Raw genomic sequence first — 22610 nt, 5'->3', positions numbered from 1 at the left:
TCATCGTTCGTCATCGTCGGGGCCGCCGGACGCGGCGTCTTCGAGTTCGCTCAGCACCTGGTCCTCCACCAGTTCCGCCAGGGCGGCCACGGTGCGGGAGACCAGGACGTCGCGGGGGGTGAGCGTGACGCCGAAGGCATCGTTGGCGCGGGAGGCGATCAGCAGGGCCCGCATGGAGTCGCCGCCCAGCTGGAAGAAGTCGTCCGTCACGCCCACGGCCGTCCGCAGGGTCTCGGCCCAGATCTCGGCCACGGCCTCCTCGGTGGGCGTGCGGGGCGCCAGCCGGCCGGGCCGCTGCTCCTCCTCCGGTGCGGGGGCGGGCAGGGCGGCGCGGTCGGTCTTGCCGCTCGCGGTGAGCGGGAAGCGGTCGAGGACCGCGAAGGCCGAGGGGACGAGGTGGCCGGGCAGGGAGCGGGCGGCCAGGGCGCGCAGTTCGGCGCCGGTCGGCGGTTCGGCGCCGGGGGCCGCGAGCAGGTGCGCGACCAGGCGGGGCAGCCCGGGCTCGTCCTCCCGCACCGTCACCACGGCGTCCAGCACGGCCGGGTGGCGCGCCAGGACGGCCTCGACCTCGCCCGCCTCGATGCGGTGGCCGCGCAGCTTGAGCTGGTGGTCGATGCGGCCCAAGTAGTGCAGTTCGCCCCGGTGGTCGCGGCGCACCAGGTCCCCGGTGCGGTACATCCGGGTGCCGGGCGGCCCGTACGGGTCGGCGGTGAAGCGGGCGGCGGTCAGGCCCGGCCGGCCGAGGTAGCCGCGGGCCAGGGCCGGTCCGCTCAGCCACAGTTCGCCGGTGACGCCGTCGGGCACCGGCCGGAGCCGGGCGTCGAGGACGTAGGCGCCGGTGCCGGGCAGCGGGCGGCCGATCGGCGGCGCGGCGCCGTCCGGGGCCAGCGGCGCGGACCAGGCGGCGACCACGGTGGCCTCGGTGGGACCGTAGGAGTTGACCATGCGGTGGTGCGGGGCCCAGCGGGCCACCAGGTCGGCGCCGCACGCTTCGGCGCCGACCACCAGGGTCCTGAGCGCGGGCAGCGTGCCGGGGGTGTCGGCGGGCAGGGTGGCGAGGGCGGCCGGCGGCAGCAGGGTGTGGGTGATCGCCTCCGCCCGGAGCACCTCGGCCAGTTGGGCGCCGAGCAGCGGTCCGGGCGCGGGCACCACCAGCCGGGCGCCGTGCGGCAGGGACATGCACAGTTCGAGCACGGAGGCGTCGAAGCTGGGGGTGGCGAAGGCCAGCACCCGGTCACCCGGCACGACTTGGTAGTGCTCGGCCTCGGCGGCGGCGAAGGCGGCCAGCCCGCGGTGGGTGAGGACGACGCCCTTCGGGGTGCCGGTGGAGCCGGAGGTGTAGATGACGTAGGCGGGGTCGTCCAGGTCGAGCGGGCGGATCCGGTCGGGGTCGGCGGGGCGGTGGTCGGGGGCGCCGTCCGGCGGGGCGGCCAGCAGCGCCGCGACCTCCTTGGCGTCCAGGGTGAGTGCGGGCGCCGCGTCGCGCAGCATGAACTCGACGCGCTCGTCGGGGTAGTGGGGGTCGACCGGCAGGAACGCGGCGCCGGTCTTCGCCACCGCCAGCTGGGCGAGCACCATGTCCGCCGAGCGCGGCAGCAGGAGGGCGACCACCTCGCCGGGGCCGGCGCCGCGCGCGATGAGCCGGTGCGCCAGGCGGTTGGCGTGCGCCTCGGCCTCGGCGAAGGTCAGCTCCAGCCCGGGGGCGCTCAGCGCCGGGGCGTGCGGCCGGCGGTCCACGGCGGCCTCGACCAGGGCGGGCAGGGCCGCCGGGGGCACCGGGCCGCCCGCCGGGCGGGCCGGGCCGCGCAGCAGCCGCTCGCGTTCCCCGGGCGGCAGCAGGTCGAGGTCGTCCAGGCGGGCGGTGCCGTCCGAACCGGCCAGCGCGGCGAGGGTGTGCAGCAGTTGGGCGGCCAGTTTCTCGGCGGTGGCCCGGTCGATGTACCGGGGGTCGTGGCCGAGTTCGACGGCGAGCCGGTCGCCGGGCGAGACGACCACGGTGAGCGGGTAGTTGGTGGCCTCCCTGGCGTCCAGTTCGCGGATCAGCAGGCCGTGGGCGCCGGCCGTCGCGTCGCCGACCGGGTAGTTCTCGAAGACCACCAGGCTGTCGAACAGCGCCGTCCCGGGCGCAAGCCCGCTCAGGCCGTGCATCGCGGCCAGCGGCAGGTGGTCGAAGCGGCGGTCCTCGGCCTGCTCCTCCTGGAGCGCGCGCAGCCAGGCGGCACAGGGCTGTGAGCCGTCGACGGTGACATGGGCGGGCAGGGTGGTGATGAACAGGCCGACGATGGCGTCGGAGCCGGCCAGGTCGGCCGGGCGCCCGGAGACGGTGGTGCCGAAGCACACCCGCTGCTCCCCGCTCCACCGCGACAGCAGCAGCGCCCAGGCGCCCTGCACCAGGGTGTTGAGGGTGAGGCGGTGCCGGCGGGCGAACTCCTGGAGCCGCTCCGTCTCGGCCTCGGCCAGGAGGTGCGAGAGCCAGGCCCCGGAGCGGGCCGTGTCGCCCTGGGCGGGCTTGCGGTCGTAGGGCAGCGCCGTGGTGGTGAGGTCCGCCAGGACGCCGCGCCAGTGCTCCGTGGCGGCGGCGGTGTCGCGGGCGGCGAGCCAGCCGACGTAGTCCGCGAAGGGCCGGCGCTCGGGCAGGCCCGGCCGGTCGCCGCGGGCGAGCGCGGCGTGGGCGGCCAGGACGTCGGACAGGACGTGGAAGACGCTCCACCCGTCGAGCAGCACGTGGTGGAAGGTCCACACCACGCGCGCCGCGTCCGGCCCGAGCCGGATCAGGTCGAGCCGCAGCAGCGGGGCCCGGTCCAGGGCCAGCGGGCGGGCCCGCTGGTCGGCGAGCAGCCGCTCCAGGCGGGCTTCGCGCTCGGCTTGCGGCAGTGCGCTCCAGTCGTGTTCGGTGACCGGCAGCGTCACGTCCCGGTGGACCACCTGGAGGGGTACGGGCACGTCGCGCAGGACGACGGCGGTGCGCAGCACGGGGGTGCGGTCGACGACGTGCTGCCAGGCGGCGGCCAGCGGCCGCAGGTCGCGGGCGCCGTCCAGCACGAAGGTGATCTGCTCGACGTACAGGCCGTGTTCGGCCTCGTCCAGGCCGTGCAGCACCATGCCGGTCTGGGTGGGGGTGAGCGGCTGGATCTCCGTCACGTCCCGTCCGGTGCCGGCCAGTCGGTCGACGGCGGCCTGGTCCAGGGGGGCCAGCGGGTAGTCGGCGGGGGTGCGGCCGCCCGCGCCGGGTTCGGCGCAGTGGCGGACGATCTCCCGCAGCTCGTCCAGCAGTTCGGCGGCGAGCCGGGCGACGGTCGCGCGGTGGTGCACCGCGCGGGAGTACGACCAGGTGAACGCCAGCTTCCCGTCGCTCACCCGGCCGAGCACGTCCAGCAGGTGCGGCCGGTCCGCCGCCCGGTCCATGCCGCCGGTGAGCGGGCCGGACGGGGCGTGCAGCAGGCCGCCGGGGGCGGGGGTCCAGTCCTGCCGGCCCAGGTAGTTGAAGCCGATCTGCGGCAGGTCGGGCAGCCGGGGCTCGACAGTGGCGGCGGGCCGCAGGTGGCGCAGGGCGCCGTAGCCGAGCCCGCCGCGCGGTACGGCGCGCAGGTTCTCCTTGACGGTCTTCAGGGCGGTGCCGGTGTCGGCGCCCCGGGGCATGTCCAGGGCCACGGGGTACAGCGTGGTGAACCAGCCGACGGTCCGGGAGAGGTCGACTCCGTCGAACAGCTCCTCGCGGCCGTGGCCCTCCAGGGCGACCGTCACCCGGTCCCGGCCGGTCCAGCGGGCCAGCACCCGGCCCAGGGCGCAGAGCAGGACGTCGTTGACCCGGGTGCGGTAGACCTCCGGGACGTCCTGGAGCAGCCGGCGGGTGTCCTCGGCGTCCAGGGCGAGGTCCAGCGACTCCTCGGTGGCGGCCGTGTTGGCACCGTCCAGGTCGGTCGGCAGGGCGGTCGCGGCGCCGTGCTCCAGCCCGTACCAGTGGGCGTGCTCGTCGTCGAAGCCGCCGGCCGCGGTGTGCTCGGCGAGCCGTTCGGCCCAGGCCCGGAAGGAGGTGCTCTTGGGGCCGAGGTCGGGGTGTTCGCCCGCCCGCAGCGCACGGTGGGCGGTGTCCAGGTCCTCCAGGAGCACGCGCCAGGACACCGCGTCGACCACCAGGTGGTGCGCGGCCAGCAGCAGGACGGGGTGCCGTTCGCCGTCGAAGCGGCACAGCGCGGCCCGCAGCAGCGGCCCTTCGGCCAGGTCGAAGCCCGCGGCCAGGCGCTCGGCCAGCTCGCGCAGCGTCGCCTCGCGCTCCTGCGCCGGTGCGGCGGGCAGCTCGTGGGTGCGCAGCTCCGGCAGGTCGCCGGGCGCGGTGCCGTGCTGGCGCCACCGCCCGTCGCCGAGCGGCTCGAACCGCAGGCGCAGCGCGTCGTGGTGGTCCAGGACGGCGGCGAGCGCGGCCCGCAGCAGGGGCTCCTCGGTGCCGGGGGCGAGGGTGAAGGAGACCGACTGGGTGAACTGGGCGGTGTCCCCGCCGAGGGTGTCCAGCAGCCAGTGCTGGACGGGGGTGAGCGGGGCGTCGCCGACCACGGCGCCCTGTTCGGCGGCGACCGCCGGGCTCGGCGACTCCTCGGCGGCGAGGGCGAGTTCGGCCAGGGTCTGGTGGGCGAACAGGTGCCGGGGGGTGAGTGCGAGGCCGGCCCGGCGGGCCGCCGAGACGATCTGGATGCCCAGGATCGAATCGCCGCCGAGCGCGAAGTAGTTGTCGTCCGCGCCCACGTCGGGTACGCCGAGCACCTCGCGCCAGATCGCGGCGAGGGTGCGTTCGGCCTCGGTGCGCGGAGGCCGGGCGCCGATTGCGGCCGGGGCGGCCCACACCGGGGCGGGCAGCGCGCGGCGGTCGAGTTTGCCGGTGGCGCCGAGCGGCAGCCGGTCCAGCGGCACCACCAGTGCGGGCACCAGGTGGTCGGGGAGGGTGTGCCCGAGGAAGGCACGCCACTCGACGGGGTCGGGCAGTGCGCCGTCACGGGCCACCGCGTAGCCCACCAGGCGCCGGTGGCCGTCGTGGTCGACGACCCGGGCGGCGGCGGCCGACACCTGCGGGTGGCGGGCCATCGCGGCCTCGACCTCGCCGAGTTCGATCCGGAAGCCGCGCACCTTGACCTGGTCGTCCGCGCGGCCGAGGTAGCGGAGGTCGCCGTCGGCCGTCCAGCGCACCAGGTCCCCGGTGCGGTACATCCGGCGCCCGGGCGGGCCGAAGGGGTCGGGCAGGAACCGGGCGGCGGTCAGGCCCGGGCGGCGCAGGTAGCCGCGGGCGACGCCGGTGCCGGCCAGGTACAGCTCCCCCGGCGCGCCGACGGGCACCGGGCGCAGCCGGTCGTCCAGGACGTAGGCCCGGGCGCCGCCGACCGGGCGGCCGATCGGCGGGTCGCGGTCGGGGTCGGCGGGGTCGCAGGCGAAGGCGGTGGCGTAGACGGTGGCCTCGGTGGGGCCGTAGATGTTCAGCACCCGGCAGCCGGGGACGGCCTCGCGCAGCCGGCGCACGGTGCGGGCGGGCAGGGCCTCGCCGGCCAGGACGACGGTGTCCGCGCCGAGGTGCACGGCGTCCTCCGCGAGGAGGCCGCCCAGGGCGGAGGGCACCGCGCTGAGCAGGCCGGCCCGCCACGGCCCGGGGCGCTCGGCCAGGGCCAGCAGGTCCCGGACGAGTTCCACGCAGCCGCCGGCGAGCAGGGGCGAGAAGATCTCGAACACCGACACGTCGAAGTTGAGCGAGGTGGCGGCCACCACGTGGGCCAGGCCGTGGTCGGCGAACTCGGCGGCGGCCCAGTCGGTCAGGGCCAGGACCGAGGCGTGGGCGACCACGACGCCCTTGGGGCGGCCGGTCGAGCCGGAGGTGTGGATGACGTACGCGGGGTGCTGCGGCAGCAGGGCGCCGAGCCGTTCGTCGTCGCGCACGGCGTCGGGGCGGGCGGCGGCGAGCCGTTCGGCGCACCCGGGGTCGTCGAGCACGATCCGGGTGAACGGGCCCGCCGGCAGCCGCCCTCCGGTCTCCGCGTCGGTGACCACGGCGTCGGGCCGGACGTCCGCGAAGAGGAACGCGATCCGCTCGGCCGGGTACCCGGGGTCGACCGGCAGGTAGGCGGCGCCGCTCTTGAGCACCGCCAGCAGCGCCACGGCCAGGTCGGCGGTGCGGGGCAGCGCGAGCGCGACGAACCGCTCGGGCCCGGCGCCGGCCGCGATCAGCAGCCGGGCCAGCCGGTTGGCCCGTTCGTCGAGCTCCCGGTAGGTCAGCTGCACGTCGCCGCAGCGGACGGCCGGGGCGTCGGGCGTGCGGGCGGCCTGCCGGGCGAAGGCCTCGGGCACGGTGTCCTGCGGTGCCTCGACCGCCGCCCCGCCGAAGCGGTCGACGAGTTCGCGCCCCCGCGGCGGGTCGAGCAGCGGCAGGTGCGCCGGCGGCCGGTCGAGGCCGTCCGCCATCGCCGTCAGCAGGGTGCACAGGCCCGCCCCGAGCGCCTCGACGGTGGCGGTGTCGAAGACGGCCGGGTCGTGGTCGAGGCTGACCGCGATGGCGTCGCCGGGGGCGACCACCACGCCGAGCGGGTAGTTGGTCGGCTCCAGGACGTGCTCGGTCTCGACGCCCAGGCCGTGCCGGGTCAGCGCCTGCGCGTCGAACGGGTAGTTCTCGAAGACCACGATGCTGTCGAACAGGGCCGTGCCGCCTGGCAGTTCGCTCCAATTCTGGAGCTGCGCCAGGGAGACGGCGTCGTAGCGGCGGGCCTCCGACTGGGCGTCCTGGAGCTCCCGCAGCCACTCCAGCAGCGAGCGGCCGGCGTCGATCCGCACCCGGGTGGGCAGCGCGTTGATGAACAGCCCGACCATCGAGGTGACGCCCGGGAGTTCGGCGGGCCGGCCGGAGACGATCGTGCCGAAGACCACGTCGTCCCCACCGCCGTAGCGGGAGAGCAGCAGCGCCCAGGCGCCCTGGAGCACGGTGTTGACGGTCAGCCCGGCCTGCCGGGCGGTGGTCCGCAGCCGCTCCGACAGGTCGTTGTCGAGGGTCACCCGCACCGATGCCGAGGACGACGCGCGGTGCGCCTCGGCCGGGCGCCGGTCGCGGGGCAGTTCGGTGGGGGCGGGGAACCCGGCCAGCGTGTCGCGCCAGTACCGCTCGACCCGCGCCGGGTCCTGCCCGGACAGCCAGCGCAGGTAGTCGGCGAAGGGGGCGCGCGCGACCGGGTTCGGCCGGCGCCCGGCGGCCAGGGCGGCGTACCGCTCGCACACCTCGTCGAAGACCTGGGCCGCGCTCCACCCGTCGAGCAGGACGTGGTGGAAGGTCCACACCACCCGCACCCGGGTCGGCGACAGCCGGACCAGGGTCAGCCGCATCAGCGGTGCGGCGGCCAGGTCGAGGCCGGCCGCCCGGTCCTCGGCGAGCAGCCGGGCGGTGTCCCGCTCGATCCGGTCGGCCGGCCGGCCGGCCCAGTCGTGGTGGGTCACCGGGACGGCGGCCCGGTGCTGGACGACCTGGAGCGGTTCGGCGGTGTCCTGCCAGGCGAGCCGGGTGCGCAGCACCGCGTTGGCGTCCACGGTCTGCTGCCAGGCGGCGGCCAGGGCGTGCGGGTCGGTGACCCCGGAGAGGACCAGCTGGACCTGGTTGACGTAGGTGTGGGCGTCCGGGTCCAGCAGGCTGTGGAAGAGCATGCCCGCCTGCATCGCCGTCAGCGGGTACACGTCCGCGACGCGGCGGCCGTCCCCGGCGATCCGGTCCACCGCCGCCTGGTCCAGCCGGGCCAGCGGGAAGTCGGCGGGGGTGCGGCCGCCGGCGCCGGGCTCGGCACAGTGGGCGACGAGGTCCTCCAGGGCCCGCAGCATGGCGTCCGCGAGCGCGGTGACGGTCCGTTCGTGGTGCCGGCCCGCGCTGTAGTACCAGCCGATCTCCAGCCGGTCGTCCTCGACCCGGGCGACGACGTCCAGCAGGTGCGGGCGCTCGGTGCCGGGCGCCTCCGCGCCGCCGAGGCCGCCGGGGACGGCGCGGACCAGGGCGGCGCCGTCGGCGGACCAGTCGAAGCGGCCCAGGTAGTTGAAGCTGATCCCGGGGGCCGGGGCGTCGGCGAGCTGCTCGTCCCGGGCGAGGTGGCGCAGCGCGCCGTAGCCGAGGCCGCGCTCCGGCACCGCCCGCAGCTGCTCCTTGACGGCCTTCAGCGCGGTGCCCCAGTCCCCGTCCGGGACGTCGAGGGCGACGGGGAAGAGCGAGGTGAACCAGCCGACCGTGCGGGACAGGTCGATGTCCTCGAACAGCTGGTCCTCGCGGCCGTGCCCCTCCAGGCCGATCGCGACGGTGCGCCGTCCGGTCCACTCGGCGAGCACCCGGCCCAGGGCGGTGAGCAGGACGTCGTCGATCCGGGTGCGGTAGACCCCGGGGACCTTGCGCAGCAGGTCCCCGGTGCGCTCGCGGTCCAGCCGGACGGTGACGGCGCGCAGGTCGGCGGCGGTGTTGCCGCCGTCGCCGTCCACCGGCAGCACGGCCGCGCAGTGCCGGGCAGCCGCCGCCCAGTGGGCGCGCCGGGACGCGAAGCCGCCGGCCGCGGTGTGCTCGCGCAGGCGGCGGGTCCACTCCCGGACGGAGGTGGTGCGGGCGGGCAGGCGCAGCGGCCGGCCCTCCACGGCCTGCCGGTAGGCGGTCTCCAGGTCCTCCAGCAGGATCCGCCAGGAGACCCCGTCGACGACCAGGTGGTGTACGGCCAGCAGCAGCCGGGCGGGCCGGGTGCCGTCGGTGGTGAACAGGCGGGCGGTGAGCAGCGGGAGGGTGTCCAGCCGGAACGCGGCGTGCGCGGCCTCGGTGGCCCGGGCCTCGGCGGCCTCGGCCGCCGCCCGGTCCAGGGCGCCGAGGTCGACGACCTCCAGCAGTTCGGGGGCGGCGGCGTCCGCGGGGGCGCAGTGCTGCTGCCAGGCGCCGTCCTCCCCGGTGGTGAAGCGGGAACGCAGGGCGTCGTGGTGGGCCCACAGGGCGGTCAGGGCGCGGCGCAGGGCCTGCGGGTCGACCTCGCCGGGAGCCTCCACCACGACGGACTGGTCGAAGGACGCGGCGTACGGCGGGTGCGGGTCGAGGAACCAGTGCTGGATGGGTGTCAGGCCCACCTCTCCGCTGACCGGTTCGGTCCCGGCGACGGTGACGGCGGTACCGGCGGCGGCGGCCAGCGCGGCGACGGTGGGGTGCCGGAACAGGTCGCGGGGGGACAGCGCGAGACCGGCGGCGCGGGCGCGGGAGACGACCTGGATGCTCAGGATCGAGTCGCCGCCGAGCAGGAAGAAGTCGTCGTCGACCCCGACCCGCTCCACGCCGAGCAGTTCCGCCCAGATCGCGGTGAGGACGCGTTCGGTGTCGGTGGTCGGGGCGCGGTGGGCGCGGTCGCCCGTCGCCGACCAGTCGGGGGCGGTCAGCCGTCGGCGGTCCACCTTGCCGTTGGCGGTCAGCGGCAGTTCGGAGACCGTGACGAAGGCCGCGGGCAGCATGTAGTCGGGCAGGTCGGCGGCCAGGTGGGCGCGCAGCGCCGTGGCGGAGGGCGGCTCGGCGCCGCCGGTCGGCACCAGGTGGGCGGCCAGCCGCTTGCGCCCCGCGTCCTCGTGGAGCGAGACGACGGCCTCCGCGACGGCCGGGTGGGCGGTGAGCCGTGCCTCGATCTCGGCGGGTTCGATGCGGAAGCCGCGGATCTTGATCTGGTCGTCCGCGCGGCCCACGAAGTGCAGTTCGCCGTCCTCGCTCCACCGGGCGGTGTCGCCGGTGCGGTACATCCGGCCGCCGGGCGGCCCGAAGGGGTCGGCGAGGTAGCGGGCGGCGGTCTCGCCGGGCCGGCCCGCGTAGCCGCGCGCGACTCCGGCGCCGGCGATGTACAACTCGCCGGTGATGCCGGGCGGTTGCGGTTGGAGGGCGCCGTCCAGCACGTACACCCGGGTGTCGTCCAGCGGGCGTCCGATCGGCAGCACGGCGGGCAGCCGGTCCCCGGGGCGGAAGGCCCGGCGGGTGGCGAAGGTGGTGGTCTCGGTCGGGCCGTAGCCGTCGACCACGGTGAGGTCGGGGCAGGCCTCCAGGACGCGGCGCACGACCGCGCCGGGCACCGCCTCGCCGCCGGTCCACACCTCCCGGGCGCCGCGCAGGCAGCCCGGGTCCTCCTGGGCGAGGAGCCGGAACAGGCCGGCGGTCAGCCACAGGCATTGCACGCCCTGCTCGGTGACGGCGCGGCGGACGGCGGCGGCGTCCAGGTCCTCCGGCGGGGCCAGTACGGCGGTGCCGCCGCGCAGCAGCGGCACCCACAGCTCGTAGGTGGCGGCGTCGAAGGCGTGCGGGGAGTGCACGAGCACCCGGTCGTGGCCGGTGAAGGCGCGGTCCAGGGCGAGCGCGGCGACGTCGCGCCGGCGCACCGCGACGCCCTTGGGGGTGCCGGTGGAACCCGAGGTGAACATCAGGTACTGGACGTTGTCGGGGTGGGGCACCGGGGCCGCGGCCGGGGCGGCCGGGCCCGGCCGGTCGGCGACGTGCGGCCGGTCGGCGGCGTGCGGCCCGTCGGCGGCGTGCGGCCCGTCCGGCCGGTCGACGCGCAGCACCCGCTCGGCGGGGAGCAGTTCCTCGGCGGCGCTCGCCCGGTGCGCGTCGGTGAGCAGCAGGTCCGCGCCGGCCTCGGCCAGCATCAGGTGCAGCCGCTCGCGCGGCGCCCTGCCGTCCAGCGGCACGTAGACCCCGCCGGTCCGGACCAGCGCCAGCTGGGCGACGACCAGGTCGACGGAGCGGTCCATGAGCACGCCGACCGGGTGTTCGACGCCGACGCCGAGCGCGGCCAGCCGGCCCGCCAGGGCGGCGGCGCGGGCGTCGAGGTCGCGGTAGCTGAGGCGCTCGTGGCCCGCCTCCAGGGCGACGGCGTCCGGGTTGCGGCGCACCTGCTCGGCGAACAGGTCGGCGATGTCGCGCTCGGTCCGTTCGACGGCGGTGGCGTTCCAGTCCACGAGGATCCGCCGGCGCTCCCCGGCGGTCAGCAGCGGCACGCGCGCGGGAGGGCTCCCGGCGCCCCGGGGCAGTCCCGTCAGGACGGCCGTGAGCTGCCCGGCCATCCGCCGGACGGTGGCCTCGTCGAACAGCCGAGGGTCGTAGCACAGCCGCAGGGCCAGCTCCGGCCCCGGGTAGGCCAGCAGGGCGAGCGGGTAGTTGGTGGTCTCGATCCCGTCCAGGTCGCGCAGGCGCAGGCCGTGCGCGGCGGCCGCGTCGTCCTCGACCGGGTAGTTCTCGAAGACGACGATGCTGTCGAACAGGGCGGTCTGCTCGGGGAGGACGGTGGCGGCCCGCAGGCGGGTGAGCGGGACGAAGCCGTGGCGCCGGTCCTCGCCCTGCTCCCGTTGCAGCGTGCGGAGCCAGTCGAGCAGGGTGCCGTCAGCGGGCACGACCGTCCGGGTGGGCAGGGTGGTGATGAACAGGCCGGTCATCGACTCGACGCCGGGCAGCTCGGGCGGCCGCCCGGACGAGGTGGTGCCGAACACCACCTCGTCCCGGTTCGCCTGACGGCCCAGCAGGATCGCCCAGGCGCCCTGGACCAGGGTGTTCAGGGTCAGGCCGGAGCTGCGCGCGAGGCCTTCCAGCGCCCGGGTCGCGGCGGCGGGGAGGGTGAACGGCACGGCCCGGGTGGATTCCGCGCGGTGGCTCTGGCGCGGCTCGCGGTCGTACGGCAGCGGCGTCGGCTCGGCCAGCCCGGCCAGGCGCCCGCGCCAGTGCCGCTCGGCCTCCGCCGGGTCGCGCTCGCGCAGCCAGGCCACGAAGTCGCGGTAGGGCCGGCGCTCCGGCACCGTGCCGTACGGGACGGTGCCGAAGGGCTCGGTGCCGAAGGGGTCGGTGCCGGACGGCACGGTACCGGACGGGACTTCTCCCGTCTCCGGCCCGGAGCGGGCCAGCGCGGCGTGCACGGCGAACACGTCCGACAGCACCTGGAAGAGGCTCCAGCCGTCCAGGACGAGGTGGTGGAAGGACCACAGCACGCGCACGCGGGTGTCGGAGAGGCGGATGAGCAGCAGGCGCTGGAGCGGGGCCCGGGCCAGGTCCAGGCCGCGGGCCCGGTCGCGGTCCAGGAGCTCGGCCAGCCGGCCCCGGCGCTCGGACTCGGGCAGCTCGCGCCAGTCCAGGTGGGTGACCGGCACGGCCGCCCGCCGCCGCACCACCAGCAGCGGCTCGGGCACCTCCTGCCAGCGGACGTGGGCGCGCAGCACCGGGGTTCGGTCGGTGACCCACTGCCAGGCGGCGGCGAGCCGCCCCGGGTCGGGCACGCCGTCCAGGACGAAGTCCAGCTGCTGGAAGTAGGCGCCGCTGTCCTCCTCGGCCAGGCCGTGGAAGAGCATCCCGGACTGGGTCGGCGTCAGCGGGAGGACGTCCTCCACCGCGCCCGGGGCGTCGCCGGTGATCAGGTCCACGGCCGCCTGGTCGAGCCGGGCCAGCGGGAAGTCGGACGGGGTGCGCCCGGCGGCGCCCGGGCGGGCCGCGTACCGCGCGAGGTCGGCCAGCTCGGCGGCGAAGCGCCGGGCCAGGGCCTCGACGGTGTCGCGCCGGTGCACGGCGCCGGAGTAGAACCAGCTGAACTCCAGCGCGTCGCCGTCGAGCCGGCCGACCACCTCCAGGGCGTGCGGGCGCTCGACGCGCGGGTCGGCGTCCAGTTCCAGGGGCCGGAAGGTGCCGCGGTAGAGCCCGGCCGCGTCCTGCGGGAAGGACATCCGGCCGAGGTAGTTGAAGCTGATCCGCGCGGCCGGGGCGTCGGGGGCCGTGCCGGGGCGCCCCAGGTGGCGCAGGGCGTCGAATCCGAGGCCCCGTCGGGGGACGGCGCGCAGCTGCTCCTTGACCCGCTTGAGGACGCCGTCCCAGTCGGCCCCGGCGGGCACGGCCAGCGCCACGGGGTGCCGGGTGGTGAACCAGCCGACCGTGCGGCTCAGGTCGAGATCGGCGAACAACTCCTCGCGCCCGTGCCCCTCGACGTCCACCACGACCCGCTCCAGGCCGCTCGCCCCGCACAGGGCCCGGCCGAGGGCGCTCAGCAGCACGTCGTTGGCCTGGGTGCGATAGGTGTCGGGCAGGGTGCGCAGGAGGGCGGTGGTGTCGGCGGGGTCGAGGCGCACGGTGACGGAGCGGGCCGAGGCGTGGGTGTCGGCCCCCGAGAGGTCGGCCGGGAACGGGTCCGCCGGGGCGTCACCGTCCTGCGCGGGGACGGCCCGCGCCCAGTACTCCGTCTCGTCCTCGAAGCCTCCGGCCGCGGCGTGGGCGCCGAGCCGCTGGCCCCACTGCCGCAGCGGGGAGGACTTCGCCGGCAGGGCCGCCGCCCCGTCCCGGCCGTCGCGGCGGGCGCGGTAGGCCGTGTCGAGGTCCTCCGCCAGCACCCGCCAGGAGACCCCGTCGACGACCAGGTGGTGGACGGCCAGGTGCAGGACCGGCGGCTGCCCCGCACCGCGCTCGTGCAGCACGGCGCGCAGCAGCGGGCCTTCGCCGCCCAGGTCGAAGGGGCCGAAGTGCGGGGTGTCGCCGTCCGGGCCGGTGTGCCGGCCCAGGCGGATCCGGGGCGCCCGGTCGTCGATCCGCCAGCGCACGCCGGGGCCGGTACCGATCTCGCCGTCGCGGGGCTCTGCGGGGTCGGACTCTCCGGCGTCGGACTCTGCGGTACGGGGCTCTGCGGGGTCGGACTCTCCGGCGTCGGCTGTGAAGGCCGAGCGCAGCGCGTCGTGGTGGGCGACCACGTCGTTCAGGGCGTCCTCCAGCGCCGCCCGGTCCACGTCGGCGCCCAGCAGGAGGGAGAGCGCCTGGTTGAAGTGCCCGGCGCGCCCGGCGGCCCGGTCGAGCCACCAGCGCTGGATCGGGGTCAGGACGCCCACCCCGGTGGCGGCCACCCGGGCGGTCACGGCCGGCCGTTCGGCGTCGTCCGCGCACCGGGCCAGCGCGGCGACCGTCTGGTGCCGGTAGAGGTCCCCGGAGGTCACCGCCAGCCCCACCTGCCGGGAGCGGGCTACCACCTGGATGCCGAGGATGGAGTCGCCGCCGAGGTCGAAGAAGTTGTCGTCCGCGCCGACCCGTTCCAGCCGCAGCACCTCCGCCCAGATGGTGGCGAGCGCCTGTTCGGCGGGGGTCCGGGGGGCGACGTGGCGTACGGCGGGCACGGCCGGCCCCGGGGCGGGCAGCCGGCTCCGGTCGAGCTTGCCGTTGGGGTTGAGCGGCAGCGCGGGCAGCGGCACGACGACCGAGGGCACCAGGTAGTCGGGCAGGGCCAGGCCGAGCGCCCGGCGCACGGCCTCGGGCTCCACCCGCCCGCCCGGGACGGGGACCACGTAGCCGACCAGGCGCCGGTTGCCCCCGCCGTCGGCGACGGTGGCAGCCGCCTCCGCCACGCCCTCGCAGCGCCGCAGCGCCTCCTCCACCTCGCCCAGTTCGATCCGGAAGCCGCGCACCTTGACCTGCTGGTCGATCCGGCCGAGGTACTCCAGGTCGCCGTCGGCGTTCCACCGCACCCGGTCTCCGGTGCGGTACATCCGCTCCCCCGGCGCGCCGTACGGGTCGGCGACGAACCGGGCGGCGGTCAGCCCGGGGCGGCCCAGGTAGCCGCGCGCCAGGCCGCCGCCCCCGAGGTACAACTCGCCCACCACGCCCGGCGGTTGCGGGCGAAGCCCGGCGTCCAGGACGTACGTCCGGGTCAGTGCGAGCGGCCTGCCGATCGGCGGCGCCTGCTCCGGCAGCCGGTCACCGGCGAACCAGGCGGTGGCGTAGACGGTGGCCTCGGTGGGGCCGTAGATGTTGGCGATCGCGCTGCCGGGCAGGGCGCGCCGCAGGTCGCCCACCGCCTGGGCGGAGAGGGCCTCGCCGGCCAGCACGACGGTGGCCGCGTCGACCGGGGCGGCGCCCCCGGCGAGCAGCCGGGAGATCACCGAGGGCACGCCGCTGACCAGGCCGACGCGGCGCGGGGCCGGCTCCTCGGCGAGGGCGGCGAGGTCGGCGACCACCTCGACGCTCCCGCCCGCCAGCAGCGGGCAGAGCAGTTCGAAGACCGACACGTCGAAGTTGAGCGAGGTGGCGGCGACCACGTGGTCCAGCCCGCCGGGCCCGAACCGCTCGGCCGCCCAGCGGGCGAGGGCGACGACGCTGCGGTGGGTGATCACGACGCCCTTGGGCCGGCCGGTCGACCCCGAGGTGTAGATGACGTAGGCGGGGTGCTCCGGCAGCAGCGGCCGGAGGCGGTCGGCGTCCGTGAGGTCGGCGTCCCCGGTGTCGTCGGTGTCCGCCGGGCCGGCAGCGGCCAGGCCGGTGTCATCCGGGCCGCCGGCGTCGGCGGCCAGGCCGGCGCCGTCCTCCAGCAGCAGGACGGGCCACCCCTCGGGCAGCGCGGCCGCCGTCTCCCGGGTGGCGAGGACCAGCGCGGGCCCGGCGTCGGCCAGCATGAAGCGGATCCGCTCGGCCGGGTAGCCCGGGTCCACCGGCAGGTACGCCGCACCCGACTTGAGCACCGCCCACAGCACCGACGGCAGGTCTGCGGAGCGCGGCAGGCACAGCGCGACCAGCCGCTCGGGGCCCGCGCCCCGGGCGACCAGCAGCCGGGCGAGGCGGTTGGCCCGCCGGTTGACCTCCGCGTAGTCCCGCCGCACCGGGCCGCAGCCGACGGCGGTCCGCCCGGGCGTACGGGCCGCCTGCGCCTCGAACAGCCCGGGCAGCACGGGCGGCACGGTGTCCGGGAGGTCGCCGGCGGCGTGCGCGGGCGGGTTCCAGGAGTCGAGCAGCGTGCGCTGCTCCTCCTCGGAGAGCATGGGCAGTTCGGCGAGGATGCGCTGCGGGCCGTCCGCCATGCCCGCCAGCAGGCGGTGCAGGTGGCGCGCCATCCGGGCCACCGTCCGGGCGTCGAACAGGTCCGTGTTGTACTCCACCGTCAGCGCGCAGCCGCCGGTGTCCTCCGGGGTGAACTCCAGTACCAGGTCGAACCGGGCGGCCGGGCGGGGCAGCGGGTGGTCCTCGAAGCGCAGGCCTCCGGCGGGCGGCGGGGTGGTGGGGCTCTGCTGGACGACCATGACCTGGACCAGCGGGGTGCGGCTCGGGTCCCGGGGCGGGGCCAGTTCCTCGACCACCCGGTCGAAGGGCACCGCGGCGTGGGCGAAGGCGTCCAGCAGGGTGGTGCGCACGCTCTCCACGAACCGGTCGACGGTGGCCCGCTCGTCCACGTCGCCGCGCAGCACCACGGTGTTGACGAAGAAGCCGGTCACCTCCTCCAGCTCCCGCCGGTCGCGCCCGGTGGTGACGGTGCCGAACGCCACGTCCCGCTGGCCGGAGTAGCGCGAGAACAGCAGCGCGGACGCCCCCGCGAACAGGGTGAACAGCGTCGTACCGCGGCCCGCGGCGAGGTGCCGCAGCCGGGCCACCAGTTCGGCCGGGAGGCGGTGGCGGTGCGCCGCGCCGTTCGTCGTGCGCTGGGCGGGCCGGGGCCGGTCGGTGGGCAGTTGCAGGGGTTGCAGCTCCGCCAGGTTCCGCTTCCAGTAGGCGAGGTCCGGCGCGTCCGTTGCCCCGGCTTGGGTCCGCCGGTGCTGCTCCCAGCGCGCGAAGTCGGGGTACTGGAGGGCGGGGGCGGCGAGCGCGTCCGGTTCGCCGGAGGCCTCCGCCCGGTAGAGCGCGGCCAGTTCGCGGGTGAGGACGCCCACCGACCAGCCGTCGGTGATGATGTGGTGCTGCGCCAGCAGCAGCAGGTGCTCGTCGGCGGCGAGGCGGACCAGCAGTGCCCGGGCGAGCGGGCCGTCCGTCAGGTCGTAGGGCCGGTTCAGCTCCTCGGTCAGCAGCCGTTCGGCCACCTCGGCGCGCTCCCCGGCCGGCCGGTCGCCGACGTCCGCGGTGCGCAGCGGCAGGGTGCCCTCCGCCGCGACGCGCTGCACGAGCTGCCCGTCGACGGTGGCGAAGGTGGTGCGCAGCGAGTCGTGCCGGGCGGCGAGTCGGCCCAGGGCCCGGCGCAGGGCCGCCGGGTCCGTCGTTCCGCGCAGCCGCAGGGCCACGCCGGTGTTGTACTCCGTCCCCCCGACGGTGAGGTCGTCGAGGAACCACAGGCGGCGCTGGGCGCTGGACAGCGGCAACGGCTCCTCGCGCGGGGCGGGCGGGATCGGCTCCGGCGGCGCGGCGGTGTGCCGCTCGTCCACCAGCGGGGCCAAGGCGGCGACGGTCCGCGCGGTGAAGACGTCCCGGAGCGTGAGCCGGACGCCCAGCCGCTCGGCGACCCGGGCCAGGGTCCGGGCGGCGAGGATCGAGTCGCCGCCCAGGTCGAAGAAGTCGTCCGCCGCGCCCACCGCGTCGACGCCGAGGACCTCGGCCCAGATGCTGGCCAGGGCGCGTTCGCGCTCGGTGCGCGGGGCGACGGGCCCGGCCGCGCCGGAGCGGGCGGGGGCGGGCAGCGCCTGCTGGTCGATCTTGTGCTGCGGGGTGAGCGGCAGCGCGGCCAGGACGACCACGGCGGACGGCACCAGGTGGGCCGGCAGGGCGGCGGCCAGCGCCGCGCGCAGCTCCGCCGGGTCCGGGGCGTGCTCCGGGTCGGCGGGCGTGGCGTAGCCGACCAGGCGTTCGCGACCCGGTTCGTCCTCCCGGACCACGACGACGGCCTGGTCGACGGCGGGGTGCGCCCGCAGGGCGGCCTCGATCTCCCCCGGCTCGATCCGGAAGCCGCGGATCTTCACCTGTCGGTCGAGCCGGCCGAGGAACTCCAGCTCCCCGTCGGCGGTCCACCGGGCGCGGTCTCCGGTGCGGTAGAGCCGGGCGCCGGGCGGGCCGAAGGGGTCGGCGACGAAGCGCCCGGCGGTCAGGCCGGGGCGGCCCAGGTAGCCGCGGGCCACGCCCTCTCCGCCGACGTACAACTCGCCGTCGGCACCTGGCGGTTGGGGCCGCATGGCCGCGTCGAGCACGTACGCCCGGGTGTGCGGCAACGCGCCGCCGATGGGGGGTGCGCCGCTGCCGGCGGCCAGCGGGCCGGTCCAGGTGGCGACGATGGTCGCCTCGGTCGGGCCGTAGGAGTTGATCATGCGCCGGCCGGGCGCCCAGCGGTCGACCAGTTCGGCGGGGCAGGCCTCGGCTCCGACGATCAGCGTGCGCAGATGGCGGCCCGCACCGCCGGGCACGGTGGCCAGGGCGGCCGGCGGGATGAGGGCGTGGGTGATGCGGTGCTCGTCGAGCACGGCGGCGAGTTCCTCGCCCAGCCAGGGGCCGTGCGGGGGGATCACCAGCGTGGCCCCGGCCAGGACGGAGATGAACAGTTCGAGGACGGAGGCGTCGAAGCTGGGCGAGGAGAACTGCAGCACCCGGTCTCCGGGGCGCACGGAGTAGTGCGCGCGGGCCGCCTCGGCGAAGCCGCCGATCCCCCGGTGGGTGACGATCACGCCCTTGGGCGTCCCGGTGGAGCCCGAGGTGTAGATCACGTACGCCGCGTGGTCGGTACCGGCCGGGCCCGGCAGCGCGGTACCGGTCGGGCCCGCCAGGCCGGCGTCGGGCGTGTCTGCGGCGCTGGCCGGGTCGGCCTCCAACAGCGCGCGGACCCGGGCCGGATCGTCCAGGACGACGGCGGGGGCGGCGTCGGCGAGCATCAGCGCCCGTCTCCCGGCGGGGTAGGCCGGATCCACGGGCAGGAAGGCGGCGCCCGTCCGGGCGACGGCCAGCTCCGCCGCGACCAGTTCCATCGAGCGCGGCAGGACGAGCGCCACCGTCCGGTCCGTCCCGGCGCCGCGCCGCGCGAGGTCGCGGGCCAGGTGCTCGACCCGGTCGGCCAGTTCCCGGTACGTCCAGCTGCGCCGGCCGTCGGTCACCGCGGGCGCGTGCGGCGCGCGGGCCACCTGGGCGGCGAACAGCGCGTCGAGCGTCGGGTGCGCCGGCGGCGGGGCGGCCTCGGTCCCCGGGGCGCCAGGGGTGTCGCCGGCCTGCGGCGGAGCGGACGAACGCACGGGCTGGGCAGGCCGGTCGGTCATGGCGGAAGGTCCTTCCGGACGGGGAGGAGGCGATGCGGGCGCCGGGGCAGACGGGGGCAGGCCCTCGGACCCGGGAACGGGGGCCGGGGGAACGGAACGAGCGGGGGGTGAGCCCGGTGGAGCGGCGTCGGCGCGGCGGCGGCGCGGCGGCGGACGCCTCAGGCGACGAGCAGCGGCGGCGGCAGGCGGGCGAAAGGCGCCTCAGGCGGGGTCGGCGCGACGCGCCGTGCGCCCGGACACCTGCACCCGGTCGATCACGCCGGTGGCGGGATCGCGGTGGAAGCGCCCGCCCGGCTCGGGGCGGCCGGTGTCGGGGGCGAGCAGGTCGTAGGAGAGGTCGGCGAAACAGCGCAGGGGTATCGGCAGGTCTCCGTCCACGGAGAGCGTGGACGATCCGTCGCCCGCGGGCTCGACGAGGTACCGGATCGAACCGTTGCGGTAGGTGCCCGCGCACTCGGGCAGGGGGGCGGGCTCGCCCGCGCCCACGGGTGCGATCGCGGCGGGCACCCGGACGCCCGCCAGCTCGGCCAGGTCGGCCGCGAGCTCGCGCCAGAGCGCGGTGGCGGCGGCGGCGTTGCCCGCGAAGGCGACCACCACGCCGCTGTCGGGGTCGGCCCGCAGGTGGCAGGAGGTCCCCATGGCGTTGCCGTCGTGGCCGCACCACAGCCGGCCGTCCTGCTGGTAGAGGGCGAGCCCCGGGCCCCAGCCGTCCGCGAGCGCACCCGGCCGGGCGCCGGGCTGCGGGCGGCGCATCTCCTCGGCGACGGCGGGGGGCAGGGCCTTGGCCCGGCCGACCAGGGCGCCGCCGAGCGCGGCGAGGTCCGCGGCGCTCGCCAGCAGGGCGCCGGCCGGGGCCTCCAGCGGGGCCAGGTTCTGCCGGACCGGCCGGGCCCGGCCGGTCGCGGCGTTGAGCGCGTGCCCGGCGGCGACCGGGCGAGCGGGTGCGCTCGCGTCGACGAACACGGGCACGGTGCCGAGCGGTTCGAGCAGCAGGGCGGCCACGGCCTCGTGCCAGGGCATCCCGGTCACCGCCTCCACCAGGCGCCCGGCGGCGACGTAGCCGGCGTTGGAATAGGAGAAGTCCGTCCCGGGCGGGAAGAGCGCGTCCCCCGCCGTGCACACGGACGACAGGTAGTGCGCCGCGGTGGTCCGGGCGGCGGCGTCGGAGTCCGGCCCGGTGGGCAGTCCGCCGGTGTGGCTGAGGAGTTGGCGAATCGTTACTGCGGGCATCCGGCGGAGCTCGGGCAGGTGATCGGCGACCCGGTCGTCGAGGTCGAGGTCGCCGTCGTCGGCGAGGAGCATCACCAGAGCGGCCGTGTAGGGCTTGGTGAGCGACCCCACCGGCACGACGGTGTCCCCGGTGAAGGGCGCACCGGTGGCGGCGTCGGCCACACCGGTGTGCAGGGCCACGACCTCCGAGCCGGTGTCCAGCACCACCTGGGCGCCGGGCACCCGGTGGGTGCGCGCGAGCGTGTCGAGCCGGTGCTGCAGTTCGCGGCGTAAGAGGAACGGCGCGCGCTCGCGGACCGGCGCGGAACTGGGGTACGGCATGGGCGGACGCTCCCGTTGACTGGTTCTCAGATGCGGGCGCGGCAAGCGTCCGCGGATGAATTCCGGATTACTGTGGAGCACGCCGTGAAATTTCCTGCCACCTGCGCTCCTCGACTCAAGACTCGTGGGAAGAACGGGAATCGACGGAAGCCCTGCCGATGACGGCCGACGGGTGCGAACGGGAATCCCCGACAGCTCCCGACAGGGCGCCGCACGCACCCCAGGGGAGCCGTTCCGGGCCGCTTCGGCGCTCCCCGACCGGACGGTGCGAATGCGACCCGAATTCCACGCCGCCCAGGAACGGCGAACGGGGGAACGGTGAGCGGGAACAGTGAGCGGCGAACGGCCGACCGCCGAATGACCTCACCCCGCAGGCGGGGCCGGACAGGAATCCCGAACGCTCCAGTCGGCCGCTCCAACGGCCCTGACCTGTGCGATCGTTGCGCCCGGCATGCCTATCCCCCCTGCGATCCCTCCCCGCAACCACCGTGCGGAACCTGCCACAACCGTCGCGAGGACCGGGCAATACCTTGACGGCCCGAACGCTCGGAACGACGAACGCGGAACAGTCTTCACGGCGGGTCACCCGCTCGCAACCCCTGGCGATTGAACGGAAAGCGACTCTCCCCGGAATCGGAACCGCAAAATCGCTGGTGTGACTCCCGGCCACGCCCGGAACGCCTGATGACGGGTGTGAATTCTTTGGCCGAAACTGTGGCACCCGGATCCCCCCGGCCACCCGGCCGGGTTTCCGCAGGGAATAGCCGAGTGATTCCCCTGACGCCTGGGGCGGTTGTGCAGGAATGCGACGGAACAGATCAGGTGCGTCGCGAGTGAATCAATGAGGGCTCTGATGCGCGTGTGCCCCGATGCGCTTGTGCCGTGGTGCGCGCGCGCCCCGTCGCGCGCGTGGCCCGGTTCGCGTCTGCCGCCCCCGGGCCACGGAAGGACCGCCGCGCTCGGCCACCCCGGGGCGCGGGGCGACCGAGCGGATCCGCCGCGCGCCGGAACGCGGGCGGGCTCGGGGCTCAGAACACCCGTCAGCCCTGCCAGGAGCTGCCGGTCGAGGGCCGGGTCGCCGTGCCACCGGTGGACGTCACCGCGCGCGACGGAGCGGACGGGGCCGACCCGGCCCCCGAACCGCTGGTCCGCACGGTCGACGCCGACGAGGTGGTCGACGTCCCGCGCACCGGCGCGGCAGAAGTCCGCGGGGCCGACGCCCCGGACGCCGCCACCGGCCGGTCCGTCGAGGTGCGCGGCGCGGTCGCGCGGCCCTGTGCGGCCACGTCCACGGGCGCGCCGCCGCCCGATTCGACCCGCTCGATCCGCAGCACCAGGTTCCGGTCGCTGCGGTCACCGCCCCCGTCCCGGTTGCGACTGTGCACCACCTGCGTCAGCACACCCCGGACCTCCTGCCAGCGCCCCTGCACCGCGCGGATGTTGGGACACCACTCGCCCTCCCGCCGGTGCTCCAGGTCGAGCTCCCAGCGCTCGGCGTCCACGAGGTGGCTCGCACCGACCGTCCCGGGAATCTCGACCGGACGGCCGCCGCGCACCGTCACCACCGCCCGCTGCGGCCACTGCCCCTCCACCGCCGTCACCGTGATCCGGCTCTGCCCCTGGTACCAGGCCATCGCTGTCCTCCCGCATCCGTCCTCGCGCCGTCCGCCGTCCGCCGACCGGCCTCGGCCGATATCACGGCCGGCGCCCCCTCCCGGGTTCGAACGGCGGCTGCGGAGGTGCACGTCAGGGGGTGCGGGAGCCCGGGGGCGACGCGACCGTCGAACGGTCCTGTCGACAGATTCAGGTCAGGGCGATGGCTCGATCACCCCCCTTGTCCATAGTCATGCGCACACCTGGCATGACCGACGACCGCCGCCTCTCTGAGAGGCTCGGCTTCGTCCCGTCGCACCTCGGATTCAAACTCCAGCTCTGAGGCCGTAACGCCCTTCAGCCATTAAGCCCTAGAAATGCAGAGAACCCCCATCCGGTTTCCCGGATGGGGGTTCTCTGTGAATGATTGTTCGGCGGCGTCCTACTCTCCCACAGGGTCCCCCCTGCAGTACCATCGGCGCTGTAAGGCTTAGCTTCCGGGTTCGGAATGTAACCGGGCG

General features: G+C 76.5%; 3 protein-coding genes and 1 rRNA gene. All 4 read right to left on the bottom strand.

What is annotated here, in order from left to right:
- Nucleotides 1-18945, bottom strand: coding sequence for a non-ribosomal peptide synthase/polyketide synthase (locus ACIP37_RS11505; RefSeq protein WP_400806137.1), 18945 nt, complete (start codon nt 18943-18945; stop codon nt 1-3).
- 201 nt (nt 18946-19146) lie between these two features.
- Complete coding sequence (locus ACIP37_RS11500) at nt 19147-20496, bottom strand: serine hydrolase domain-containing protein (RefSeq protein WP_400806139.1); 1350 nt, start codon at nt 20494-20496, stop codon at nt 19147-19149.
- Between the two features lie 1040 nt (nt 20497-21536).
- On the bottom strand, nt 21537-22130 hold the full coding sequence (locus ACIP37_RS11495) for a hypothetical protein (RefSeq protein WP_400806142.1): 594 nt from the start codon (nt 22128-22130) through the stop codon (nt 21537-21539).
- A gap of 388 nt (nt 22131-22518) precedes the next feature.
- Nucleotides 22519-22610, bottom strand: a 5S ribosomal RNA gene (gene rrf, locus ACIP37_RS11490); the annotation flags it as partial.

It is taken from the genome of Kitasatospora sp. NPDC088861 (assembly GCF_044750105.1).
In the GTDB taxonomy this organism is placed as follows: Bacteria; Actinomycetota; Actinomycetes; order Streptomycetales; family Streptomycetaceae; genus Kitasatospora.
Note: the sequence above shows the minus strand (reverse complement) of the source record. Positions and strands in the feature narration are given on the sequence as shown.

Excerpts from the sequence above, each read along its gene's own strand:
- ACIP37_RS11500 (WP_400806139.1), bottom strand. The coding sequence starts at position 20,496 with ATGCCGTACCCCAGTTCCGCGCCGGTCCGCGAGCGCGCGCCGTTCCTC.
- ACIP37_RS11495 (WP_400806142.1), bottom strand. The coding sequence starts at position 22,130 with ATGGCCTGGTACCAGGGGCAGAGCCGGATCACGGTGACGGCGGTGGAG.
- ACIP37_RS11505 (WP_400806137.1), bottom strand. The coding sequence starts at position 18,945 with ATGACCGACCGGCCTGCCCAGCCCGTGCGTTCGTCCGCTCCGCCGCAG.